This window comes from Streptomyces sp. NPDC104313 (assembly GCF_055583985.1).
On sequence record NZ_JBVJMW010000004.1, the window covers coordinates 173,878 to 199,827 of the forward strand.

The window sequence follows — 25,950 nt, forward strand, 5'->3', positions numbered from 1 at the left end:
GGTGCGGGAATGCAGGCCGGGGCGGGCGGGGTGCGACCGCTGTTCCTGGCGGCACCCCACAACGTACAGACTGCACGCACAAGTTAATGTGATCAATCTGACCGCGTCGACCACTGTCCTGGAAGGCGATGAAACGCGCTTGACCGACATATCCGCGGCACCTCTGTGCCGCCTCACGGTGCTGACGCCCGACCGCTCCGTAGAGCTCGCCGTACCGTCCGACATCGTGCTCGCCGACCTCATGCCGACCATCGTCGACCACGGGGGCGCCGACCTCTACGAACGTGGCGCCCAGGCGGGCGGCTGGGTGCTGCAACGCCTGGGCCAGGAACCCCTCGACGACGAGAACACCCTCGGCGACCTGGGCCTGCACGACGGCGAGACGGTGCATCTGCGGCTTCGGGGGGACGCACTCCCCGAGATCCACTACGACGACCTCGTCGACGGACTCTCCACCCGGCTGAGAGAGCGCCCCGACTCCTGGCGGCCCGTGTGGTCGCACCACCTCATGACCGGCCTCGCCCTGAGCGCCCTCGCCACCGGACTGCTGCTCCTGCTGCTGCCCGGGTCCCCGGGGCTCAGGGCGGTCATCGCGGCAGCGACCGCGATCCTCCTGCTGGCCGGTGCGGCGGCCGCCTCGCGGGCGGTCGGCGACGTCGGCGCGGGCGGTGCGCTCGGCACGGCGGCCATTCCCTTCCTCGCCCTGGCCGGTGCCCTGGTGCCCCAAGGCGCCGCGTCCGACGCGGAACTGGGCGCACGTCTGCTGGCGGGCTGCTCCGCGGCGGCCGGCGCCGCCGTGCTCGCGCTGGCCGCCGTCGGCGCGTGCGCCCCGCTGTTCCTGGCCGCCGCACTGACCGCCGTCCTCGGCGCGGTCGCGGGAGCGGTGATGCTCTTCGGCGTCCCCGCCACCGGCACCGCCGCCCCGCTGATCCTGGCGATCGTCCTGCTGGGGAACTTCCTGCCGTCGATGGCGTTCCGTCTGTCCGGTCTGAAGGTGCCGCTGCTGCCCACCAACGCGGGGCAGCTCCAGGAGGGCATCGAGCCCACCCCGGACGAGCGGATCGCCGCCCGCGGCGCCGTCGCCGACGGCTATCTCACCGGCCTCTACGGCGCCACCGGGCTGGTCGCCGCGGGCTGCCTCACGGCCCTGGCGTTCGAGACGTCCTGGGCGCCGCTGACCCTCGCCGCGGTCCTGTGCGCGCTGATGTTCACGCACGCGCGGGGGATCGGCGGCGCCTGGCAGCGCCTCGCCGTCGTCCTGCCCGCCGCCTACGGTTCCCTGGCCCTGACGGTGCAGCTCGTCCTGCGTACCGATGAGGGCTCCAGGCCGCTGCTGCTCGCCGGTCTGCTGGCCGTCGCGGCCGTGCTCGCCATCACGGGCTGGACGCTCCCCGGGCGCCGCCTGGTGCCCTACTGGGGGCGCACGGTCGACCTGCTCCAACTGCTCTTCGCCATCGCCCTCGTCCCGCTGGCCCTGCTCGTCGCCGGTCTCTACGGGTACCTGCGGGGCCTCAACAGCTGAGCCGGCTCTCCGGCGTCCGCCGCCGGAAAGCCGGAAGATCCCGGGGGCCGCGGCGCAGAGCCCCGCACCCCCGGGCCCTCGCGCGCCGGGCCGACGCCCGGTCGGAAAGGCAAGGAATGCAGTCCAGGCGGGACCAGGTCCACGCGCATATGTTCGTCATGAGCCGGCTGTCACTGGGAATGCTCCGGGACGACCCGGACGCCCCCGAGTCAGCCCATCGGCGGACCACGAAGGGGTTTGTCATCGGTCTCGTGGTCGCGGCGCTGGCCGCGCTCATCGTCGCGGTGTACGGGTTGGTGGTGCCCGGCGGTTCGAACGCGTGGAAGACCACCGGAACGCTGGTGATCGACGAACGTTCGGGCGCCCGCTACCTCACCCTCGACGGGGTCCTCCACCCGGTCCTGAACGAGACCTCCGCCAGACTACTGGCGGGTGACCGGATGAAGGCCGTGAGCGTCGAGCCGGCCTCCCTCAAGGACGCGCCGCGCGGCGCGACCCTCGGCATCGTCGGCGCACCGGATCCGCTGCCGCGGGCGGACTCGCTCAGTCGCGAGGCCTGGTCGGTGTGCGCCACCCGGCCCGACGCCGCCGAGGACCCCCAGCTCACCCTGGCCGTCGGTCTGTCCGCCAAGGGCAGGCCCGTCGCCTCGGACCGGGCCACCCTGGTCCGTTCCGTCCCGGGCGATGACACCTACCTCCTCTGGCACGGCGTCCGGCTACGGCTGAGCACCGCGAACTACGCGCTCCAGGCACTGGGTTACGACCCGGACGGGGCCTACCCGGTACCCGACGCCTTCCTCAACGCGCTGCCCCCGGGCCCGGACCTGGCGGTGCCGGAGGTGACCGGACGCGGCAAGGCGGGCCCGACGCTGGCAGGGCGCCCGACGCGGATCGGGCAGCTCTTCGAGGGTTCCGGCGGCCGCTACCTGCTGACGGAGCGCGGGCTGACCGAGGTCACCGCACTGGAGGAGGCGCTGCTGACGGGCGACCCGCGCACCCAGCGGACGGCCTACGACGGCGAGACGGTGGTTCTTCCCAAGATCGGCCCGGACGACCTGGCACGCCACCAGGACCCCAAGCCGACCCGGCTCGTCGGGGCCGGCGGAGGTACCGTGCCGACCGGTCTGCCCACGCCCAGCCCCGTCGGTGCGGGCGAGGGCGTCTGCGCCGTCGTCGGCAGTGCGGACGGCAGGGCGACGGTCTCGGTCGTCCTGCCCCGCGCGGCCGCGGTGGGCGGCCGGCCGGTCTCCAACCAGCCCGGGATCTCTGTGGGTTCCGGAGTGGCGGACCTGTTCGCGGTGCGTCCGGGAGGCGGTGCGCTCGTCACGGCGCTCTCCTCCGCGGGGACGGGCACGGTGCACTACCTCGTGACGGAGTCGGGCGCCAAGTACCCGGTCCCCGGGGGCGAGAAGGGACTCCAGCGGCTCGGATACGGAGCCGATCGGTCCGTGCCCGTCCCCTCGGGGGTCCTCGGGATGCTCGCCTCCGGACCCGCGCTCGACGACACGGCTCTGCTGGAGCGAGGACTCGTGGAGACGTCGCGGAACACTGCGCCTCGATAGCCGATTCGCCCGCCGGTTCGTGGAATTGAGGTTTCTCTGAGGATGGGCGAGTCGGGGAGTACACGCTTTCTGCGGCATTCCCGCAGCTCACGACCGTACCGGAGGGAAGCGCTCAGATTGTCGGGGAGCACACGTGCCAAGACCCCGGACGGCGTATTAACCTGATCATCCGTCGACTACCGGAGGGTGTGCTTCCCGGTGCGATCGGACTGTCGTGCACCTGTGGTGCCGTCGTGTTACCCCAGCGTCCAGGAGGACCCCCATGTCTGATGTCTCCGGCTTCAACGTCAACTCGACCGACGGCCTGTCCAATGACGAGACAGCGATGCTGGAGACGCTGAAGACACTGGACCAGCATCTTCGCGATATGGATGAGGCCGGCCGTAAGGTCAAGACCATCCAGGGCCAGGTCCGGGCCGCCTACCAGGCGGTTTCCTCCGAGACCCACGCGGCGGGCATCGACGAGTGGCTCAGGACGCACGCCCGGGTCATGGAGCGTACGCAGTTCTTCCGCGAGGGCACCGCGATGGCCAACCGGCTCCTCGGGGACGCGGAGCACGAGGCGAACACCTACGCCTCCGGAATCGCCGGCACGATCAACCCCGGGTGACCTTCTCCGTATTTCTCCCCGCTTTTCGTTCCCCGTTCTCTTAACGCCTCATGAGGAGTTCCGCCATGTCCGTCAGAATCAGTCACCAAGGGGTCCAGGACGCCGTCAGGAACATGGACGCGGCCCAGCAGGAAATGAAGGAGGCGCTCGCGTGGATGGAGAAGAACTTCGGCTCCCTGCGCGACACCCTGAGCGGTCAGACCCGTACCTCCTGGGAGGATTTCCAGGCGGAGCTGGCCAAGATCAAGCTCCAGCTCGACGAGCAGTACGGCGTCGCCCGGACCACCCTCCAGCGCATGCACGCCCGGCAGATCGACGGCGACCTCGACGGCGGCCGCGGCCTGAGCAACCTCCAGGGCAGCTGACCCGACCGATCGAGTCCGACTTCCGTGAGGAGCGAGCATGGCCAGTGACGAGACCCCGGGCGACATCTTCCAGTCGACCGAGGGCGTCTATCTCAGGTACGCCAACCAGGAGATCCCCAGGTTCCGCCGCGATATCACGGTCAAGGCGGAGTACGTGAGCCTGGGGTCGAAGATCCCGCTGGCTGTCGGCCTCCCCGAGAGGTGCGCGCAGGCGAAGGCGCTGGAAGGCCAGTTGGAGGCGTACCGCGCCAGTATGCGGACCCGGTACGAGACGGCCGTCACGCTCATGAACAACTTCTCCGCGAGTCTGCGCGACGTGGAGACCAAGCACAAGGACGCCGAGGACGACTCCACGAACATCGGCGGCACCCTCGTCGAGGAGTTCTCCGAGATCCTGACCCCGAAGGGCAAGTGAGACCATGGTCGAGGTGCCTCCCGGGATGCCGGCCACATGGGAGGGCATCCTCGCCATGTTCCACGACGGAACCACCAAGCTCCCGGACCGGAATCAGGTGGCGGGCGCACCGTCGAAGAAATGGATCACCAAAGAGGTCAACGGCGCCTGGCACTCGGAATCTCCGGCGTCCAAGGCGAAGGAGTGGCAGCTGGACGGGTGGTATGCCTTCGACTTCCCCACCCGCGGGTCCGATCGCTATCTGATGTTCGGATTCGGTTACAACTGGACCGACTTCGGCAACGACGGCGGCGCGTTGGCAGAATTCACCGGTGCGACCGAACCGATACTTGGATCGGCCGTGTCCGGAGGGAACAAGGACACCAATCCGCTGATGTCGAGCCTGGCGTCCGACGTCTTCGAGAACATGGATATCTGGACCGGCGGATGGGTGGCCCAGTTCCATGAATGGGCCGAGAAGGTGGGCAACGGATCGGAAGAACTGGAAGGCGAATCCGCCGCCCTCTTCGAAGCCGTTCTCCAAGGAGTGAAGCGCTCGCTCCAAGAGACGCAGTCCTTCTACATGGCCGGTGCGATCAAGGACGATCTCGAAGCGGTGAGCGTTCAGTTGAAGGCCACCCTCAAACTGCTGCGAGAGAACTTCTGGGCCTGGTTCGACAAGCAGGGGACCGCGGTAAGCACACTTGACACATCCCCCATGGGGCCCGTCTCCATGGCGTTTCCGCATCTGCGTGCGGAGTTCCTGAAGGCGATCGGCGCCCGGAAATTCCTGTCGAACCACGATCCGACGGTCAGCGGTCTGGACTGGGGCGGCATAGAGAGCGCCGCGAAGAAGAGCTGGCTCACGGAAGTCGAGGCCGGCCTCGATGTCGCGTCCGCGCAGACGATGCTGGACCTGGCGACGGCGTACGACAAGGCGAGCGGGAAACTCTCCGACGCGAACTCCATCGTGAAGCCCACGTTCACCATCTCGCTGACCCCTGAGGAACAGAAGAAGTTCTACGGCGACGCGGGTGCCGGCGGCCCCGGTGGCGAGGGCGGAGCCGACGACTTCCTCAATAAGTTCAAGGAGATGTTCGGCGGCGGTGAGGGTGGCGGCGCGGGCGGTGGCGGTGCGGGCGCGGGCGGTGAAGGGGGCGGCCTCGGCGCCGGAGGCGGCAACACGGGTCTCGGCGGACCGCCACCGATCACCGGTCCGAGCGGGGGAATCTCCTCCACCAACCTTCCGAAGCTCCAGAGCCTCGGCGCCGGCCCGAATCCGGTCACCGGGCCCAGCGGCGGCACCTCCGGTGCGGGCAATCCCCTGGGAGGCGGTGGGCTGCCGGCCGGATCGCGCATCGACCCCAGGACCGGCGCCGTCACCGACGCCCAGGGCAAGCCGGTCCTCGGCGGGGACGGCAAGCCCCTGATCGTGCCGCCCGGCTCCACCATCGGCCCCGGCGGTAAGATCATTTCACCCGCGACCGGTGGACCGAAGCCACCGACGCTTCCGAGCGGTTCCACCTCCGGGAGTTCGACCCGTGGCTTCGGTATCGACGCCGAGGGCAATGTCATCGTTCCCAAGGGCACCAAGGTGGACGCTCAGGGAAACCTGATCGGCGCGGACGGCAAGCCCCTGACCAACATGTACGGCGGGAAGCTCAGCGTGCCGCCGGGCTCCCGGATCAACGCCGACGGCACCATCACCGATCCGCAGGGCAAGCACGTGACCGAGAGCAGCAACAACCTGAAGACCCGCAACCCCAGGACGCTCGACGAACTCCTCAACGGCCAGCGCCGTCCGTCCACGGCGAGCGGCGACCTCTTCGGCGGTTCGAAGAACGCCGAAGGCCTCCGCAAGATGGTCGACAGCAACGGCAACCCCGTCCGCGAGGCGACATCCGGGGTGTCCGGGCTCAGCGGCCGGGCCCGTGCCGCCCTGGGACTGCCCGCGGTGCCGGGCGTCCCGCTGCCGCAGGGCACCGTGCCCACCACCCAGTCGGCCGGAGCTCTCGGCCGGGGCGGAGCGGGCGGCGGCATGGGGACCGGCATGGGGACCGGCATGCCCTTCATGCCGCCGATGGGCATGGGCGCGGGCGGCGCTCCGGGCGGCGGCGCGGGCAATGGCGGCGACCGGCAGCGCAACGTATGGCTCTCGGAGGACGAAGAGGTGTGGGGCACCGAGCCCGACGCCGGAACGGGTGTGATCGGACGATGAGTTCCGCAGGCGCGAAGACGGACGGAACCTCCCTCGAGGGAGCGCTCTCCACGACCGGGGGCGAGGAGTCCGCGATGCCTCCGGTGCCCGACGACATCCGTGCGGCGGCGCGCACCGCACCCGAGCACTGGTTCGGCATGGTGGACCCCGCGTGGAGCGGGGACGGTGCGCCACCGCTGTGGGCGGTGATCGGGCAGTGGCGTTCGGACGCCGACGGCGAGATCGCCGCATGGCAGCGGAACGACGCGTACCGGCCCTCACCGGGGATGCTCGGCTGGCCCGAGCCGACCGACGACGTGGACGCCGCCATGCAGCTCGCGGCCACCGGCTACGGCCCCGTCGAGGCCGTGGCCCTGGCCGCGGTCACCGCCGAACTGGCCGTTCTGACCGCACCCGGCGGCGGTGTGGTCAGCGCCTGCACCCCGGACGGTGACCCGGTGGTGCCGGTGTTCACCGCGCCCGCCCACCTGGAACGGGCAGGAGCACTCGCCCACCGGGTACTGCCCGTCTCCGAGGCGTTCGCGCTCGTGCCCAAAGGCCAGGACCTGTACCTCAACCCGACCGGCCCCGTCGCCCTGCGGCTGTCCGGGGACGATCTGTCCCGCGCCGTCGACGTACTGGAAGCGGCGGAAAGCAAGGAGGAGCAGTACTGATGGTGTCGTTCCAGGAACAGCTCGCGGAGGCCATGGCCGGCCTCGCGGAGCAGACGAAGAAGATCCAGCAGGTCCAGGAGGAACTCGCCAGGGCATCCGCCTCGGTGACCTCCAAGGACCGGATGGTCACCGCGTCGGTCAACGCCCATGGCGAGGTTCTCTCCTTCAAGTTCCACACCGAGGGCTACCGCACGATGCCGGGGGCCCAGCTCGCCGAGGTGCTGAAGACCACCGTCAACGCGGCACGTCTGGAGATGAATTCCAAGGTCAGCGGCTCGGTGCGGCCACTGATGGGAAGCCAGGAGGAACTGTCGAGCGGGCTTTTCGGCGGTGGTCAGCTCGATGACCTGCTCGCCCCGCTGCGCGCGATGCATCCCGAGGGCCTGACCGAGACGGTGCTGGGGGACGGCAGGAAGAAGTCCGGGAACCGTGGCGAGGAGGACGAGTTCTATGGCTGACGGAACCCTCAGCGTTCCGGAGGATCTGCCGCGCAGGTTCACCCAGTTCGGCGCGATCTCACGGATCGTCGACGAACTCGGCGTTCTCAACGACCACATCAACGTGGAGAACAGGACCGCTGGGGGCAAGGACGACGTGTACGCGAAGGAGTACCACAAGTTCGTCGACTCGACCGGCAAGGGGCTCACCTACGGCCTCGAAGGTCTCTCCGATCTGCTCGAAATGGTCGGCATCAGTGGCAACAACGCCTCGGTCATCCTGAACGATGCCGAGAACGACGCCAACCACATCGCCGCCGGCTGAGCCGGCCGTACTTCGAAGACGCGGAACCACACGATGGCGATTGAGGTCTCCGAGGGGTGGGGGACACTCCTCAAAACCCTGACCGGCATGCCCTTCCCGCAGGCGAACGAGGACTCCCTGCGGCTGGTCAGCGACGAATATCGTCAGATGGCCGAGAAGTTCCGTGAGGTCGAGGAACTTCTGCGGCAGGTCGTCGGCCGCGTCGACGAGGACTTCGAGGGCGAGACCGCCACCCGGTTCGTGGCGTACGCACGGCAGTTCGTCGAGCGGACGAACGGCAACGAGAGCATTCTGGAACGGGCCTACGAGGACGCCCTCAAGCTGTCGAAGAACGCCCACACGACGGCCGCCGACATCGAGTACACCAAGTGGATGATCTTCGGCCAGCTCGCCTTGCTCGTCGTGCAGATAGCCCTGGCGCAGGCTCTGATGCCGGTGACCGGCGGGTTGTCGGAGATCTGGGCGGCGGCCGCGATCGCCGCGTTCCGGTCCATGGCGGTACTGATCCTCAAGTTCCTGCTGGCCCAGATCATCATGCAGACCATCACCGGCCTCGTCGGCGGCCTGCTGCTCGACTCCATCCTCCAGCTCACCCAGCTCGGCCGCGGTGACCGTACGGAGTGGAACAAGCAGTTCACCGGGGACGCCGCGAAGTTCGCCGCCATCGGTGGAGTGCTGGGAGGACCGTTCGCGCTGTTGGGCGGAGGTCTCGGCAAGCTCCTGGGCAATCTGACCGGCAAGGGCCTCGGCAAGATCCTCGGCAACGACGCGGGGAAGGTGCTGGGCAACGGGCTGGCCGGAGGCGGCAAGGGCGCTGGCGGCGCCGCGGCCGGTGCGGGCAAGGGCGCTGGGAATCTGGGCAAGGGTGCCGGAGGCGGTGCGGTGGGCGGTCTCGGCAAGGGCGCGGGCGGCGCCGGTGGCGGTGCTGGCAAGGGCGCCGGAGGCGGTGCGGGTGGCGGTGTCGGCAAGGGCGCGGGCGGCGCCGGTGGCGGTGCTGGTAAGGGCGCCGGAGGCGGTGCCGGTGGCGGTGCGGGCAAGGTTGCGGGTGGTGCTGGGGATGGTGCGGGCAAGGTTGCGGGTGGTGCCGGTGATGGTGCGGGCAAGGTCGCGACCGGTGCCGGCGACGGTGCGGCCGGGGCCGGAAGCAAGGCCGGGGCAGGCGCGGCGGGCCAGACGATCTCGGAGGAATCCGCTCGCAAGCTCGGTGAGCGCCTGGGCAACATCATGGGCCGGACCAACGAGTCCCTGAATCATCTGGGGGCGGACGGCGCCAGGGGCGCGGCCGCCGGTGCGGTCGGCCGGGAGGTCGTCAAGGACTTCGCGAACGCCTTCGAGAAGAATCTCGGTGGCTCCATCGGCAACGAGACCGCCCGGAACCTGGGACGCGACTACGGCGAGGCACTGGTCAAGAACTGGGGCGGCAAGGCCGACTGGCAGGGGCTGACCCATTCGCTGGACGACGCGCTCAAGCCGTACGTGAAGGACCTGGGGGAGAACGGAGTGCGGGCGCTCTCGCACGACCTGCCCGGTTCCTTCGTCCAGACCATCAGCAAGAACATCGAAGGCAACATCGGCTTCCGGATCGGTAGCTTCGTCGGTGAGATCGGCGGGGAGGCCGGCCACGCCGTCGTCACCGAGGGCATGTACAACCTTCTCTTCGGCCCCGAGAACAAATTCACGGTCAGCGGCTGGACGGCGGCCGCGGGCGCGGCGGGCGGCATCATGGGCCGGGGAGTCGCCCACGGCTTCCAGGCCCTTCACCAGGCGGTCCAGGGACCCCCGGCCGCGCCGCCGCCGCGTCCCCCGGTCTTCCCGACCGACTCGCCCACCCCGCCGTCCGCCGCACCGCGGCCGAGCACCGAGTCGACCGCGACGGCGCGCGACGGATCCGGCACGAGGAACGACGTCGACAACCGCACGCTCACGGATTCGTCCTCCGGCCTCGGTTCGGACGGTGTCACGCCGCGCGGCGGCGACAGCGCTTCCGACAGCGACAGCCTCTACTACCTGGACACGGACGGCTCCTCGGACAGCCAGACCCTGTTCCCGGGCGACGACGACGGGAACGCCGCACCGTACGAAGTGTCCGGAGCGTCCGCTCCCGCCTTCGCCACCAGTTCGAACGACACGACCTTCACGAACGACGGCGGCAACACCACCGGCGGCGACGTCACGACCAGCAGCACCGGCGCCACGGCCGATCCGGCCGCGACCCCTTTCACCTCCGGGCCCCCCGCGCCGCCGGTCACGACGCCGGAGCCGGACCTGCTGCTGAACGGTTCCACGGACGAACCCGGGACACCCAGCTCCCCGGACCAGGAACAACACCAGAACCAGAACCACGGTCAGGACCAGGACCGGCTTGCCGAGGCCGTGACGTATGACGAAGCGGACGTGGACAGGCTCCTGGAGAGCCTTGCGGACGTACCCCGGACACCCTTGGGCGCGGAACTGTCGCCGGAAACGGAGCAGCTTCTGGCGGGCATGCCCGACGTGTCACGGAACGGCTTCCCGGACACCTCGGGCGACGGCGAGAACGGGCTGTCCAACAGGAGGTCGGACGACTCCGGTCCGGAGCACCGGATCCCGGACGAACTCGACGCTCTGCAGGAACGCCTGGACCGGCTGAGGTCCGACGACTCCGGGCCGGGAAACCGGCCGTCGGACGAACTCGCCGGTTTGCAGGAGCGCCTGGACCGGCTGAAGGACTCGCGGAACTCCGACGACTGGGAATCCGACCTTGCGGCACGGCTGGCAAAGCTGAAGGAGGGAGACTCCGACGGCCAGGGCCCCACCGCACGGGTCGACGAACTCCGTGAGCGGTATCGCTCCGCCCTTGAGGACGAAGGATTGACCGGGCTGGAGCCCGACGGGACAAAGCCCGGCGTCGACGCCGACGGCGGTTCTCCCTACAGGGGCGAGGGCGGCAACATCACGCCGCCGGGCCCCGCACCGGCCGTGTCGAAGCCCGGTGGCGCCGGAACGGCCCCCGGTGGATCGCGGCAGCCGGCGCCCACCGACTCGTCCGCCCACGGGTCCGACCTGTCTGACCTGCGGTTGGCCGATGTGCCGCAGAACGTACCGGGCGAGGGAGCCTTCGCCGCGGACCGGCCGGACCTCGTGTTCCCGGACATTCCGAAGACCCCGCCCGGCATGGAGCCCCCGGCGGAGAGCCGACAGGCCCCGGAGCGGACCGAGAGCGACGGCCGGAGGCCGGCCACCGAGGAGTCGCGGAATCCGCTCCGTACGGAGACGCGTGACGACCTGCCCTTCCCCGAGGGCTTCGACCTGCACGACGACGGCGTCGACTCCATGATCACGCGCCTGGACGCGTTGGACGGCCCCGGCGGCGACCTGCTGAACCGGCTGGCGCAGACTCCCGACGTACCCGAGGGCCGGACGGCCCCGGAGCGGCGCAGGCTGACCAGGGACGTGGAGCGGGAGACCGACGCCCTGCTGGCCGATGCCCGCAGGGTGGGTGTCGACAGGGAGACGCGGCAGCGGCTGGGCGAGAGCATCAGGGCCGATGCCGGAGCGGGCCGGCACGCCGCCGCCGCCGACGGACTGCGGGAACTGGGCGACCTTGTCGCCGTGCACGGCATCGGTGATCGCCTGCGACAGTTCCGCGGTCATGTCGACGGTGGACACGAGGCGCGGGCCGCGCAGTTGGGCATGCGCCGCACCGAGTGGCTGCGACATGCCCTGAACATCGAGGAGTCGGCTCTCGGGGGGGATCCGCGCCGGACGACCCAGCTGCTGGACGAGTTCGAGAGCCGACTCGGCGCTCTTGGGTCCGACCTCAAGGCCCGTGCCGACAACACCGTTGAGGCGTTGCGGGAGCGGCTGGCCGACAGCCGGTGGGCCGGCGCGGAGAAGGCAGGCATGGACCGCGAGCGGTTCCTCGTATGGGAGGACCGTCGGCAGCAGTCGGAAACCCCCGAGGATCTCGACAAGGTGCGGGCCGACTACGACGCCGAGCTGACGGCGTCGCGACGGCTCACGACTCTGCGGGAGCTCGGGGCATCCGAGAGGGAACTGGACGCCTGGAAGAGCCGGTTCGAAGGATCCGGGCGTGAGAGCGAGATCGACGCCCAGTACGAACGCCGTGCCGCAAGTCTTGGGCTGGACGCCGACATCGCGTCGTTCCACGCGCGGTGGGAGGCCTTGGGAGAGGCAGGCGGTCAGCAGGACACGACGCAGCCGCCACCCCCGCCGCAGGACGGCGCCGGCAGTGACGGAGGCGACGGCACTCCGGTCGGGGACCGCTCCGAGGACACCCGGGCGGAGAGCGACCGGGTACGGCTCGACCGGTTGAACGAGGGGAGCGACATCGGTCTCTCCCGCGAGGAGCGACGGCAGTGGGACGAGCGGTACGCGAACGCCGAGGACGACACGGCGAGGCAGGCCGTCGAGCGGGAGCAGTACGACCGGATGGTGCGGCTGGACCGTGACCGTCGGCTGAAGGCCATCTCGGACGGCGATCCCGCCGGGGCGGAGCGAGTCCCCGAACGCCGCGTCGCATGGCAGCGCAGGCTGGAGGAGGCGGCGGACGACGGCCGGGCCCTCGACCGGATACTCGACGACCACGACGCGGAGACGGCGGAGCTGAGGCGCGAGGGCCAGGAGCGCCTGGAGCGGGAACTGCGCGCTCCGGACCGCTTGCGCGACCTCGACGGGCGTATCGACCGCTCGCTCGACCAGCTGCCCGAGAAGGTACGTGAGCGGGCGGCCCGGGATGCCCGCACGCTGGTGGAACGGCTGCGGGAGCTGGCGACGAGCGGCGACGAGCCGGGCACTCCCAAGGCGGAAGAGGTCGTACCGGAGAAGAGCACGGACGTCGGGGACACGGAACTGACGGGCCGGACCGAACTGACGGACGAGGGAGCCCTCTCGAAGGCCGGGCTCCCGGAGACCGTACGGACTCCCGCCGCCCGGACCGGCGTCGACGGGGAGACAGACAACGCGGCGCAGCCCGGGCGGCCGACCGGCTCCGGTAGCGACCGGCGTGCCTCGGCGCAGTTCGGCGAGCAGGTGTCGCAAGCTCCGCGGCGGCAGCATGACGCGTCGGAGTCCCGGAGGGAGGACGGGGACAGCGCCCGCTCGGTGGGCAGGGACGACCTGCCGTCGCCGAGCAGCCGTCGCCCGCGCACCCGGACCGAGGACGACTCGCGGTCCCTCACCGATACGTCGACCGATACGCGGACCAGCACGGAATCCGAGGCGAACGACGGCGCCCGCCCAGGGATCGAGGACGTGTCCGAGGCCAGGACCGACGGCGCGTTTGAGGCGAGAAGTGAAGACGCGTCCGGCCTCGACAGCGATCACCAGGTCGATAGCGAGGGGGAGACGCGGTCCGGCAAGGCGTCGGAGAACGATGACGCCGACTCCGTGGTCTCCGTCCCCGAGGACTCCGGGATCCCGGCGAGGGAGAACAGCGAGGGAAACCGGAACGGGGACGAGGACGGGAACGGGAAGGGGAAGGAGCCCGGAGCCCCGGGCGGCGACGACCCCTCGCAACCAGGCGCGTCGCACGCGTACCAGCAGCCCACGGCCCGCGACAGGGCCCTGAACGCGCTCCCGGCGGACGAGTACGAGCAGCGGATGTACCGTGCACGCCGCGATCGACCGGACCTGAACACCGAACAGGCCCTCCGCGACGAGGTGTTCCGCCGGATAGGGAATCCGGGCGTGAAGGTCGTCGAGGCGGATTTCGCCGACCCGCTGCTGGAGAGCGACGCCGCCCCGCCCGGACCGGAGCGGACCGGCGGGTTCGTCACGTATGACGACAACGCCATGCTTCCGAGGTCGCTGCGGGGGCACGGCCACGGGCGGATCACCATCAGAGGCGGCGACGCGCTGGTCGATTCCCTTGCCGCCGGGTGGCGGTTGCGGCCCGACGGGCTCGACGAGCTGAGGCGCGTGCTCACCCAGGGCCCGCACACGCTGCTCAGCCCCCGGACCTTCACTCTGCCGACCATGGACGGCGGTCACCGGGAGATCTCCCTCTCGGTGGAGAGTTATGGAAACTGGCGGCGCCACGCCGAGCCTTCGACCTCGGGTCCGGTGAAGGACAGCTCGACGTCCAAGGACGAGACGTCCAAGGACGAGACCATCGAGGCGGTCGAGGACGAGACCGGCGGGGGAGCCAAGGACGAGACCGCCGGCACCGCCAGGGACCAGGGCGGCGACTCCGAGGCCGGCGGGTCGAAGGACGCCGGGGTGAAGTCCGCCGAGGCGACGAACAGCGGGGTGACGAACAGCGGGGTGAAGTCCACCGATACCGACTCCGTCAAGGTCAGGACCGTCGAGGCGAAGACCACCGACGCCCCGGTCAAGGTCGATACCGAACTCCGCATCCGCCCCGGCGCCACGGAAACCAAAACCCTCAACGTGTCCCGCGCCTTCGCCGTGGCGATCCCGCTCGCCCCCTCCGTAGGAACCGTCGGCGCGCTCGCGTCGGTGTCCCTCAGCGGGCGGCGCATGGACGCCGGCTACACGTACACCCAGGAGAGCCGCGCCCAGAGCAGCGTGGCCGCCGTCGGCAAGGACGGCAGCCATCTGCATGTGAGCGATCTGCACATCGTCGTCGAGTCCACGCACGTCTGGGACAAGAAGCGCCGTGTGCTGCCCCCGGACCAGCAGCAGCCCGGCCCCGGCACGCGGCACTACCGGATACGGGACGGGGTCACCTGGCGGGTCCCGGACAGCGTCACCGACCCGGCGGTCCCGGACCGGCTGCCACACGCGATCACGTTCGCGCCGGGCGCCCGGCCTCATCTGCTCGCGCCGCTGGGCGTCACCACGGAGACCCGGCTGCTCGACTGGGCACGCGCGAACTTCCCCGAAGCGGCCCCCGGCACCTTCCTCCGTCACCAACTCGGCGACCTGTTCGGCGAGGACAGTCTGCGTGCCATGATCGCGCAGAGTTCCGGCGAAACGGTGGTCAGCGCTCCGCTCTTCGCCGGTCTCGGCGACCGGTCACTGGGCTCGGTGGAGCTCCGGCTCGTCCCCGTCGACGCCACCCTGCGCCAGGCGTCCGACATGACCGACGTCAAGAAGTCCGACGCGCAGCGCTCCACCGCCACCACCGAGAAGAAGAACACCCAGGGCGCCGCGCTCGGCATCTCCCTGGGCCCCCGGATCGCACTGCTCCAGCCCGTGGGTACCTTGAGCGCCCAGGTCGCGGGCTACGCGGGCCTGACGACCCAGCGCGCGGAGAGCAGCTACGCCGGCAACACGGCGGAGTCCACGCGGACACTCAGCAGCCGAGGACATTCGGGGCTCTACGACGTCCGGTTCCGGATCGAGTTGCGCAAGCAGGGCGGTGACTGGGAGTCGCCCGGGCCCGCCGCACAGACCGGCCCCGTCGTCGAGAACGCCCCGAACGGGGCAGAGGCGTTCCTCACCGCCTCGGTGCAGCTGCCACGGGCCGACGCGCGCAGACTGGCCGGCTGGGACGACGGCACCTCGCCCGTTCCGGGTGCCGAGGATCCCCCCGCCCCCGCGTATCTGACGTCGGAGGACCCGGCGACCTTCGGCCTGCACACGGTCCTGGACCTCGCGGCGACCCGCGCCCCGGAGACTGCTCCGTCCCAGGTCTCGCTGACGGACGAGCTGGTCGACCGTATCCAGGCCGGGCTCCACCGCGCCCACCCCGGGCTGGTGCTCCCGCCCCGAACGGCCACGGACGTCACCGGCGGCGGGAGCGACCGGAGGCACAACAAGGCGGTCGGCAACACCCACCAGCTGCGCCAGGCACTCGCCCGTACGGTGCTGGAAGGCTCCCTCGACCGTCTGACCAGCACCGGACTGCGGATCCAGCTGGAGCAGCTCGACTCCTTCAGGAAGAGCTATGTCGTCGTCACCGTGCGCGCGCAGGCGGAGAACCGCCGGTTCGCGGGTACTCATCACGACGTGGGCATGGCGAACAGCCTCCTGTCGACGCGCCGCGCGGACAGCGCGACCATCCGGACCCACGGTTGGACGATCGGCCTCGACGCGGGTCTTCTCGGGATCAAGGGCGTCGGCTCCATCGGAACCATCGGCTACCGGTACGGCGGGCAGAGCGCCTACGCCATGATGTACGGTCCGACGCTGACCCCGGAGGGCGGCATCGCCAGCTCCGGGGCGCAGCATCTGTGGTCCTACGATCTGACCTTCACCGCCGAAGCCACCAGCTTCACCCGGCCGCGTCAGATCATGCGGACCATGACCGGCGAACTGCTCAGTACCCGATGGTTCGTGAAGCCGGCCGACAGGACGGTCGACGTCCTCGCCACCGAGCAGGGCGCCGGAGCGACCACCGCGGGTTCCGTCCCCGGCCGGGTCACCCTCGCCGTACCCGCGTCGCTCTCCGTCGCCGTGCCTCCGCACGTCAACGTGCCGGACGCGGTCGCGGGCCCCCGGGAGACGGAGATGGCGCCGGTCCGGGCCGAGCTGCTCTCCTCCGGGAAACCCCTCTCCACGGACGACTGGACGCCCCACGCACTCTTCGACGGCCTGCACTCCGTGCAGAGCGTCACCTCGCCCGAGGTCGTGCTGCGCCACCTCAAGGAACTGCTCGCCTCCGTCTCCGGCGACTCCTGGATCTACACGACCGACGGGACCCCCGCCTCCAGCGCCCTGACCGAGGCGTTCGTCTCCGGCCGCAACGAAGCGGACTTCAGCGACGCGGCACAGAGCGGCAAGCACGTCAGCGACCTGTTCGGGAGGACGGCCGTCACCGACATCACCGCGTCGGTCAGCGCCTGGCCCGAGGTCCGCAGGACGCGTGTGCTCGCCGTCGTCGACTCCAGCGACCTCGCGCTGTCCAACGTGGGCTCGGGCACCAACGGGACGGGACACTCGGTCGCCCGCGTCCGCAGCCACACCGTCTCGGCCCTGCTCGCCTTCCGGGCCCAACACACCGACACGTTCCAGACCTCCGGCACCTACGGACTCACGGCGTCGCCGTACCAGCGCACCGCCACCGCGACCGAGGCCCAGGCACTGTCGGCGAACCCCGCCCACACGGTCCAGTACACCGGGCCGATGGTGCTGGTCGGCGCCGACGTGGCCTGGCACCTCGCGGCCCGGTCCCAGCCGTCCGGTCTGCTGGGGACGCCCATGGAGGCGGTGCGCGGCCGGCCGCCCCGGGGCCGCGTCGTGGAGATCCCCGACGGCCTGCTCGTATGGCTGCCGCTCGCCGAGGCGAGGAAGGCCGGGATCTTCGACGACGGTCTCGCCGCGCCGGCGCCGCAGCAGCGCTACACCGCCGTCGACGCCGCCTCGCACGCCACGCTCACGGTCGGCCGCATCGATATGAACCGGGCGATCGGCGAGTTCACCGGCCTCCTGCTGGAGACCCTGCCCCAGCACAGGAGCTGGCTCGGGCCCGAGAGCCTGCTGGCCGACCAGCTCGGCGGCCTCGCACGGCAGATGACCGCCCTGTCGCCGTCCGGAATCCGTGCTCTGCAGTCGGGCATGGAGAACGGCGGCACCTCCCTCCGCCTGGCCCGGAACAAGATCGGACCGGCCAAGGACGCCAGTCTCACCGTGACCCTGACTCGGGGCGGCTTCACACCCGGTGTGCTGCGCCACGACGTGAAGCCCACGATCGCCCGGCCCACGTTCACGGCGGAGACCGTGACGGAGAAGCTGGCGCGCGGGTACGAGGCCGGGTACCGGATCAGCGAGATGCCGACGGTCTCGGACCGTCCGGGCCTGCGGAGCGCCCTCGTCACCCTCGACGACAGCGTCGGGTCCTCCCGCTCGGCATCCCTCGCTCACACGGTCAACGACGCCGTGAGCGCCCAGGTGGCCTTCGAGGGGCCGGTGGTGACCGGCCGGACCGGGTTCGACGCCACCTTCACCCTTGAGCTGCCCGACGGGACCGTGGTGCGTCACACCTATCCCGTCGGCGATGCCGAGGTGGTGATGCCGCTGAGCCTCGCCCGACCGCAGGCAGCGGAACCACAGAGGACGGAACCACAGAGGACGGAACCGCAGTCGACGGAACCGCAGTCGACGGAACCGCAGTCGACGGAACGGCGGACGACGGAACCGCGGAGGACCGGGCCGGAGCAGCCCGCACGTCCCCTGCTGCTTCCCCCCGATCAGCGGCGGGCCGTGGTGCTCCGGGAGCGCCACGCGTCGGGCAGGGAGCTGTTCGCCACCGGCCCGGAGAGCGTCGTCGTCACCACCGTCGGCGGCATCACCGCCCTCCGGGACGCCGCGGCGTACGCCGTCGACCTCGCCGTCAAGGGACGTGGCACGACGACCGACGCCGAGACGCCGATGCCCACGGGCGGGGACGGCCGCTACGTGCGCGGGACGGTACTGACGCGACCCGGCACCGCCGCGGCCGAAGCCTTGAAGGGGGGCATCAGCACCGACGTGCTGAGCGCCTACTTCCCGCAGATGATCCGCGACAGCCTGACCGTGACGCTGCACGACACCACGTCGACGATCGGCGGGACGGACGCGACCCTGAGGATCTCCGTCGACGTCGATCTCTCCCGGGCCGCCCTGCTGGCAGTGGACCCGGGTGCGGGAATCGGCGGCAGCCGACGGACCTTGGACAACGACATCTACACCGGTGACATCACCGATGCGCACGCACCGGCGGCGACCGCGGGTCCGAGCTTCCAGACCGAGCCCACCGTCGGGACCCCGGCCACCGTGCCGGCCTGGGCGGACTCCGACGCGGCGGGCGGGGCCGCCGACCGCCGCAACTCCCCGCTGACCACGCTCAAGCCCTTCGCCGGCGGCGCCGTGCTCATCCAGGCGCCCCTGCACGTACTGCAGACCGCGACCGCATCGCACCGCATCGCCGACCTGCCGTTCGTCCCGCGGTCCCACAGGCCCGGTTCCCGGCCCCCGGTCACCGTCGAGCACACCGTGCGGGAAGGGGTGACGATGTGGGTGTCGTTCGATGTCGCCCGGGAGCACGGACTGCTGCCGCCCGAGGTGGAGGCTGCCGCGGCCATCGTCAAGGAGCAGACCGGGAAGTACACCAAGGCCGCCGCGACGGCGGACGGCACCGAGCGGCGTCTGCGCGCGATCGGCAGCGAGATCTCCTCCCTCCACGCGGAGCTCCACGGCCTCATGGAGACATCGGATCCCGTCGGCCCGGACGTGACCGCGGCACGGCAACTGCTCACCACGGCGCAGTCGCGGTACGCCGAGGCCCAGCAGGATCTGGCCAACCGGCGTCGTGATCTCGCAACCGCGGAACACCACCTCGCCGGAGCCTCCGAGGCCGCCTGGAAGGCCATCGACCACTACCCGGTCACCGGCACCCGCCCCACCGGCACCCCGCCGGTCCCCTGGAGAGTGACACCGGCCGTCGAGCCGGTTCAGGCCCCCGTCACCCTCGAGGGCTACCCCCCGCTCTCCGAAGCGCTCGACGTGCTCGACGCGCTCGTGGCGCTGCAATCGCTGCGTGACCCCGAGGCCCCGGTGCCCGCGCCGGACGCGGCTGCTGTCGTCTCCGGCCTGCCGGGCCTCGTCAAGCGGGAGGAGATCATCGCCCGTACGCAGGGCCGGCTCGACAACGCCGGGCCGCTGTCGGACGCGGAGGCGGTACGCCGCGAACAGGCCAAGGCGGCGGGCTGGGCGCAGCGCCTGCGCACGGCGGACGCCGCCTACCGGTCCTCGCTCGAGGCCGTTCTGGCCGCGCACTGTGGCCTCGACACCCCCGGGACGACCGAGCGACGGGCCGGGAAGTCACGCAGCGAGGGAGAGGCACAGAGGCACCGGGACGCCACGCGGGACGCCCGCTCGGTGTTCGACCGGGCGGTCGATGGCCAGCAGGCAGCCTTGCATGAACTCGCTCTCGTGCAGGCGAACTTCACAGCGGTGGACAGCTCCGTCCGCAGCCTCCAGGAGCAGGGGGCCCAAGAGCGCGGCACCGGGGTGCGGGTCATCACACCCTGGCATCCCGCACCGGAGCCCGAGGGTTACGTCCGTCCGTCCCGCATGAGGTCCCTCCCCGATCCCTACGTCGCCCAGGACGCGGACGCACACGGGCGGCCGGTCAGCCTCAAGGCACCTGACGGTCACGTCCTGCACCTCGTGGAGCCGCCCTCCACCGGTCCCGCGCACCTCGACGTCGGTACGAGCTTCCACCGCTCCCTGCTCGACGCCGTCGACCGCGCCCACCCCGAGATCCTCGCCGGGCTCGGTCTGAGCGGGCCCGGCAGGACCGTCTCCGCCGAGGACGTCGGGCACCTGAGGCAGCGGCTCGCCGACCGGCTGATGACGGACGGCGGTGAACTCGCCGGATTCCTCGCCATCGACCCGCAGGAGCGCTTCACCACCGGGGAACTGACCGACGCCGGCATCACGCTCAGCGATGCGGAAGGCATCGAGCACGCTGACTCGCGCCGACGTCTCCCGGACACCGTGGCCGCCCGGCTGACCGACGTACAGCGCCTGGAGCTGGCCCGTATGTCACTGCTGCGCCCGGGCGACGAGCAGATCGGCGACCGCAAGGACACCGGCTGGAACCACTCCGCGGGCGACCTGGCGGCGCTGCTCGCGGCCCGGGTGCTCGGCATACCCGTGACCGTCGTCCAGCCGGACCTGAGCCATCTGACGTTCGCCGCCCCGGTGACGAGCCCCGGCGGGACCACGCGGCCCGGTGTGGTGCTGCACCTCTCCGACGGCCGCTACCGGTCCGCGGTACCGCAGGACCTGCTGCTCAACGCCGACGCGGAGACCGTTTCGGCCGACCTCGGCCCGATCCACTACGTGGGCGAGGGAAGGGGCCCGCTCGCCGCGGTGCCCAAGGAGATCAACCTCACCTGGATGGGCGGCGAACTGACGGAGGCCGCCCGCACCAACATCGAGGCGTGGGCCGGCAAGGCGCGAGAAGCGGGGTGGAGGCTGAGGATCTGGACGGACGAGAGCGGCAGCAGGAACAACAAGGAGTTCCTCGATGCCCTGGTGGCCGACGGAACCGTCCAACAGCGGCCGATCAAGGAGCTGTTCAGCAAGGACAAGAGCGCCGGCGGGGACAAGCCGCCGCCCAAGGTGCTCGCCCTGTACGAAGCCGCGCGGGCGCAGCGGAGCTTCGCGATGGCCTCCGACATCGTCAGGTACGCCCTGCTCCACCGGCACGGCGGGGTGTACCTCGACGTGGACGTGAGCCCCGGCGGCGTGGTGCTGCGTCCCGAGGGCGTGATGCTGGGCAGGGGCGACGACACCCTGCCGATGCTCGGTCCCCTGCTCCAGGATCTGGGCAGCGTGCGAAGGGCGCTCCGGCTCGCGGACGACGCCCCCGTGGCGGACCGTGTTCAGGAGGCCGCCGACGCCGCTTACGAGGAGGGTCTCTTCGGGACCCAGATCATCATCGCGCATCCCCGGAGCCGTTTGATGAAGCAGGTCCTGGACAATCTGCCGGACACCAAGGACAAGGACCCCTACGTCAGGGGAACCCTCAAGGCGACCATCAAGTCGAAGAACGTGGCCAGCAGCACCGGTCCGGGGTTCCTCCTGCGGCAGTACGACGTGCTCGTCAAGGCCCTCGACACGGAGCCGGTCACGCACCGCGGATTCAGGCCGCCGCCCAACCGGTTCCGTGTCCGGGCGGCCGCCTGGGAGGACTGGACACGTCTGGACTGGGTGACCGCCGAGAGCGAGAACCAGGAAGTCCCCGAGCCGACGCCCGGCCTCTCCCGCCGGGGAACGCTGTCCGAGCGGCTCGGGGGCACCGTGAGGAGGATCAAGGGCTCGATTTCGTGGGGCACGGGCAGGTCGGGTTCGAGCACCGTGCTGCCGAATGAGGGGACCTGGCTGACCGGCATCGACCCGGCACCGGACCGGACGGAACCGGGCGGCGGCAGCCCGAAGGACGAACTCACCGGCAAGGACGGCCGGAAGGTCTCCTTCGAGCAGGCGCGGGGGAGCCTGCGGACCATCCGCGACGCGACGGGCCAGGCCATCGGGTACGCGTCGCACAGTGACCGGGACTGGGGGCCGCGCAAGGACTTCTACGCCACGTACCGGGCGGACGAGACGTCGTTCACGGCCTACCGGGAGACGAGCGGCGGCAAGCACCTCCGGGTGGCCGGGGACGGGACCTCGCCCAACACGGTTCCCTGGAGCACCGGTTCGGGCACACCGTCCGGACAGCGGCAGCCGGGGCCGGTCTTCTTCGACGCGCACGGCACCCGCGACGGCGTCAAGCTCCACATCGGCGAAGGACAACCGCTGGAGGTCGACGGCGCGCAGTTCGCACGGTTCATGGAGACGCTGAGGGACCCCGGCAAGCCTCCGGCGCCGGTGGTGCTGGTCGCCTGCCGCACCGCGAACATCCGCTCCACGGACGGTGGGAGCGTCGTGATGGACGCCGCACGCGCGGTTCCCGGGCGCCGTTGGTACGCACCCGACGTCATGGTCGGTCACGTGGCGTCGGCGGCCGGCTCCGCCACGGGAGTGCTGGCCCTTGTCCAGGACCGGGCGTCGGCGGGACAGGGACGGTGGGTCAGCGCACACGAGACCGCCGAACCGGCGGCCCGGCTCGCGGGGGAGGACCGGCGCACCGAGGAGACGGGCGGGAACGGGAAGGCCACCGAGGGTGCGGGGGAGCGTTCCGAAGGCCCGGCCCAGCTGTCCCGGGCGGACGAGCTGCTGCTGAACGTCCAGCCCCGGGGGGAGCAGGCCGCCGAGCCGGGCGGGCTGCGGATGGGCGGCGGCACGGGGGAGTCCGCACCCATTCCCAAGAAACTGCACTTCGTCTGGCTGGGCGGCGATATGACACCTGCCGCCCGGACGAATCTGCGCAGCTGGGCGGTGAAGGCCCAGGAGACCGGGTGGCAGATGCAGGTCTGGACCGACCCGGCGGGCGGCGAGGCCAACCGGGCCTTCCTGGAAGCCCTGGGGCGGGAGCACCTGGCCGTGACGGAGTCCGCGCCCTCGGTGTTCGACAGGAAGTGGCCCGCGTCGATGTTCGACGACCGGCTGACCAAGGCCAAGGTCCTGTACGAACTGGGCCAGGACCGAAGGAGCCTCGCGATGGCCTCGGACGCCGTCCGGTACGCCATCCTCTTCAAGCAGGGGGGCGTGTACCTCGACGTGGACCTGGCGCCCGGTGGGGTCAGGCTGCCGAGTGACGGCGTGCGGATGCCCGACGGCGATGCGCTGCCCATGTTCGGGCCCCGGCTGAGGGACGAGAACAGCGTGCGCGGTCGTCCTGGTACCACCGGGACACAGGAACCGGGGCAGGGCGTGAGCGCGGAGGACATCCGGGCCGCGGCCGTGGACTGCTACGCCAACGGCGAGTTGGGCAACCAGCTGATCGCCGCCCACCGCCAGAACCCCTTCGTGGGATATCTGCTGAACAACCTCCTCGACTGGAAGGCCCTGTCGCCCCTGGAGAAGGGGGCGAAGGGCAGGGATATCGAGGACCGGAACGTGGCCGGCATCACCGGCCCGGGCTTTATCGACACCAAGATGAACGACTACAACAGGAAGTGGCTCCGCGAGAATCCCTCCCCGACGCCGTCCGGGCTGAGCGGATCACGCAGATTCAGTCCTACGGACGCGACCCGGGACACCTGGATCGATATGGCCTGGGTGACTCCGGAGAGCGCCAACCAGGAGACCGCGCCCCCGGTGCGGCCGGACCGGTCGGCGCCCACTCCTCCTGAGCGCTCCGCCACCCTGCGGGAGAAGCTGAGGAAGTTCACCGGCACCCTGAGGGGAAGCACGACCGGTGGCGGCTCTTTCTCCGGCACGCGGGACCTGCTCCCCAACAGCCGCACCGAGGCGCTGTCCGGTGAGGCCCCATCGGTGGCGACGTCGCCATCCTTCACCCGGTCGAGCGAACCGCTGCCCGCGCGGACCGTCGCCGGCCGGACGCCGGACGCCGTGCTCACGGGCCCGGACGGCCGCCGGGTCACCTACGGCCAGGTCTACGAGGGCCTTCAGCTGATCCGCGGCGCCGACGGCCGCACGTTGGGCTACGCCTCGCACACCTCGCGGGACTGGGTGTCCCGCAGGGACTTCTACGCGGCGCACCGCTCGGACGAGGCGCTGTTCGCGCACTACCGGACCGGGGAGAAGGGGGAGAGCCCCGTCCTCGACACCGACCTCCCGGCCGGCGGGGTCCCCTGGCGGGCGAACGCCCCGGCGGGGGAGAGGAACGAGCCGGCCGAGCCGCTGTTCTTCGACGCGCACGGTACCGAGAACGGCATCGAACTCCAGGTGGCGGGCGGAAAGCCGCTGGAGGTCGACGGCGCCCAGTTCGCCCGTTTCATGGAGACGCTCAGAGACCCCGCGCTCCCCCTGGCCCCGGTCGTCCTGGTTGCCTGCGAAACGGCGAAGGTCCGGAGCGGCGACGGCGGGAGCGTCGTGAGGGACGCGGCGGACGCCCTGCCCGGCCGGCTCTGGTACGCCCCCGATGTGCGGGTCGGCCATGCCGGACCGCCGATCGGTTCCGATGGCGTCTTTGGTGTGCTGGGTCTGCTCGCGGACCCCGTCACCCGGCACCGCGGTGAGTGGGTCGTGGCGGGGAGGTCCACCGGGTCCGGTCCGGACGTCCTGACCGTCGCGGCCGGGTCCGGTCCGGACGTCCTGACCGTCCCGCCCGTCCCCGCGCGGACGGATCAGCCGTCCGCCCGCACGTTCTCGGACCTGATCTTCGCAACCCTGAACGTCGGCACGCCCGCCCCGTCCGAGACCCTTTCGGGCGGGCCGGCTCCCTCCGAGCCGGTACCGGTCGCTCCGGAGCCCGAGCACGCCCCGGTCGCTCCGGACCCCGAGCCGGCCGGGCAGGAACAGGCCGAGGCGACACTGGGTCTCCTGCTCCTGAGCGAGGGCCAGGAGCCCCGGCCGGTGCGCCTCGGCGAGCCCGACGAGGTGCGCGCGTACGTATTCGACGCGCTCGGCCGAGGCAATCACGACGCCATGGACCTGGCCCTCCACCGTCTGGGGGCGCTGAGCCCTCCTCCGGACTACCTGGCCGGTCTGCTGGAACAGGTCGCCGAGGTCAGGGCCAACATCCCGGCTCCCGACGAGATTCCGCGTGAGCTCCACTTCGTCTGGCTCGGCGGCGACATATCGGAGGCCGCGCTCACGAACATCTCCGAGTGGAACAGGCGCGCCCGCGAGGGAGGTTGGCGAGCCAACCTGTGGACCGACAGCGGCACCAGCCTGGGCTGGCGGAGCACCGCGAGGATACGGACCATGCCGGGACTGGTGCGGCAATCCATCGAGGCGGTCATCGACCCGCGGCTGGCGGACACCTTCGCCACGGCCAGCCGGGGCGGGGCCTATCCGTTCGCCTCCGACCTCGCCCGGTACAGCGTCCTCAAGGCGCACGGTGGCGTGTACGCCGATGTGGACCTGGGTCCGGGAACACTCCAGCTCAAGGGCGTCGACGCTCCCAGACTGGGGACGCAGGACGTGCCGGTGCTCGGCCCCCTCATCCGCGACCAGGACGGCTTCGACAAGATGCTGAAGGTGCTGAGGGGCACTGCGGGCGAGGAGGAACTGGCTCTGTTGAACGGCTCGGCCCAGGACCGGCTCCACGCCGGTGTGGATCATCTGCTCCGCATCGGTGGCTATGGCAACCACTTCGTCGCCGCACAGCGGGACTCCGTCTTCATCGAGCACCTCATCCAGAGGATCGCCGAGACGACCGGTCACTACGAGACCGCGGAAGAGATGCAGAACGACGGGCCGGCCGCCTCCGGGCCCTTCGCGGTCATGCGGCTGTTGAACAACTACGTGCGGACGATGTATGGGGTGGAGGAGCTCGTCGAGGGAGAGTTCTCCTGCTTCCAGGGCCAGGGAAGGCGCTTCTGGGACGTCATCGACTGGCTGACGGCCGAGAGCGAGAACCAGGCCTACGAACGGGAGTGACGTGACGTCACCTTCCC

10 protein-coding genes are annotated in these 25,950 nt (G+C 70.9%); all 10 read left to right on the plus strand.

The annotated features are described in order from the left end of the window. The first annotated feature begins 139 nt into the window (after positions 1–139). Positions 140–1,522 carry a type VII secretion integral membrane protein EccD gene (gene eccD, locus ACZ60Q_RS11030; protein WP_469631580.1) on the plus strand — a complete coding sequence of 461 codons (1,383 nt, stop codon included), beginning with the start codon at positions 140–142 and terminating at the stop codon, positions 1,520–1,522. Between the two features lie 116 nt (positions 1,523–1,638). Beyond that, positions 1,639–3,084: a type VII secretion protein EccB gene (gene eccB, locus ACZ60Q_RS11035; protein WP_469631583.1), complete on the plus strand. Its 1,446-nt coding sequence runs from the start codon at positions 1,639–1,641 to the stop codon at positions 3,082–3,084. 262 nt (positions 3,085–3,346) lie between these two features. Then, entirely contained in the window at positions 3,347–3,694 is a 348-nt protein-coding gene (locus tag ACZ60Q_RS11040) for a hypothetical protein (RefSeq protein ID WP_469631586.1), read from the plus strand. A gap of 65 nt (positions 3,695–3,759) precedes the next feature. Beyond that, positions 3,760–4,059, plus strand: a complete 300-nt coding sequence (locus ACZ60Q_RS11045; RefSeq protein WP_469631588.1) for a hypothetical protein — start codon at positions 3,760–3,762, stop codon at positions 4,057–4,059. Between the two features lie 37 nt (positions 4,060–4,096). Beyond that, positions 4,097–4,474, plus strand: coding sequence for a hypothetical protein (locus tag ACZ60Q_RS11050; RefSeq protein WP_469631590.1), 378 nt, complete (start codon positions 4,097–4,099; stop codon positions 4,472–4,474). Positions 4,475–4,499: 25 nt separating this feature from the next. After that, positions 4,500–6,671, plus strand: coding sequence for a flagellar basal-body rod protein FlgG (locus tag ACZ60Q_RS11055; protein WP_469631593.1), 2,172 nt, complete (start codon positions 4,500–4,502; stop codon positions 6,669–6,671). Then, positions 6,668–7,324, plus strand: coding sequence for a type VII secretion system-associated protein (locus tag ACZ60Q_RS11060; RefSeq protein WP_469631596.1), 657 nt, complete (start codon positions 6,668–6,670; stop codon positions 7,322–7,324). Before ACZ60Q_RS11055 ends, ACZ60Q_RS11060 begins: the two co-directional genes overlap by 4 nt. Then, entirely contained in the window at positions 7,324–7,782 is a 459-nt protein-coding gene (locus tag ACZ60Q_RS11065) for a YbaB/EbfC family nucleoid-associated protein (RefSeq protein ID WP_469631599.1), read from the plus strand. Before ACZ60Q_RS11060 ends, ACZ60Q_RS11065 begins: the two co-directional genes overlap by 1 nt. Further along, complete coding sequence (locus tag ACZ60Q_RS11070; protein ID WP_469631600.1) at positions 7,775–8,086, plus strand: hypothetical protein; 312 nt, start codon at positions 7,775–7,777, stop codon at positions 8,084–8,086. The genes ACZ60Q_RS11065 and ACZ60Q_RS11070 overlap by 8 nt, the downstream gene beginning before the upstream one ends. A 33-nt stretch (positions 8,087–8,119) precedes the next feature. After that, a complete protein-coding gene (locus ACZ60Q_RS11075; RefSeq protein ID WP_469631602.1) occupies positions 8,120–25,933 on the plus strand; it encodes a glycosyltransferase in 17,814 nt (5,937 codons plus the stop codon). Positions 25,934–25,950 lie beyond the last annotated feature (17 nt).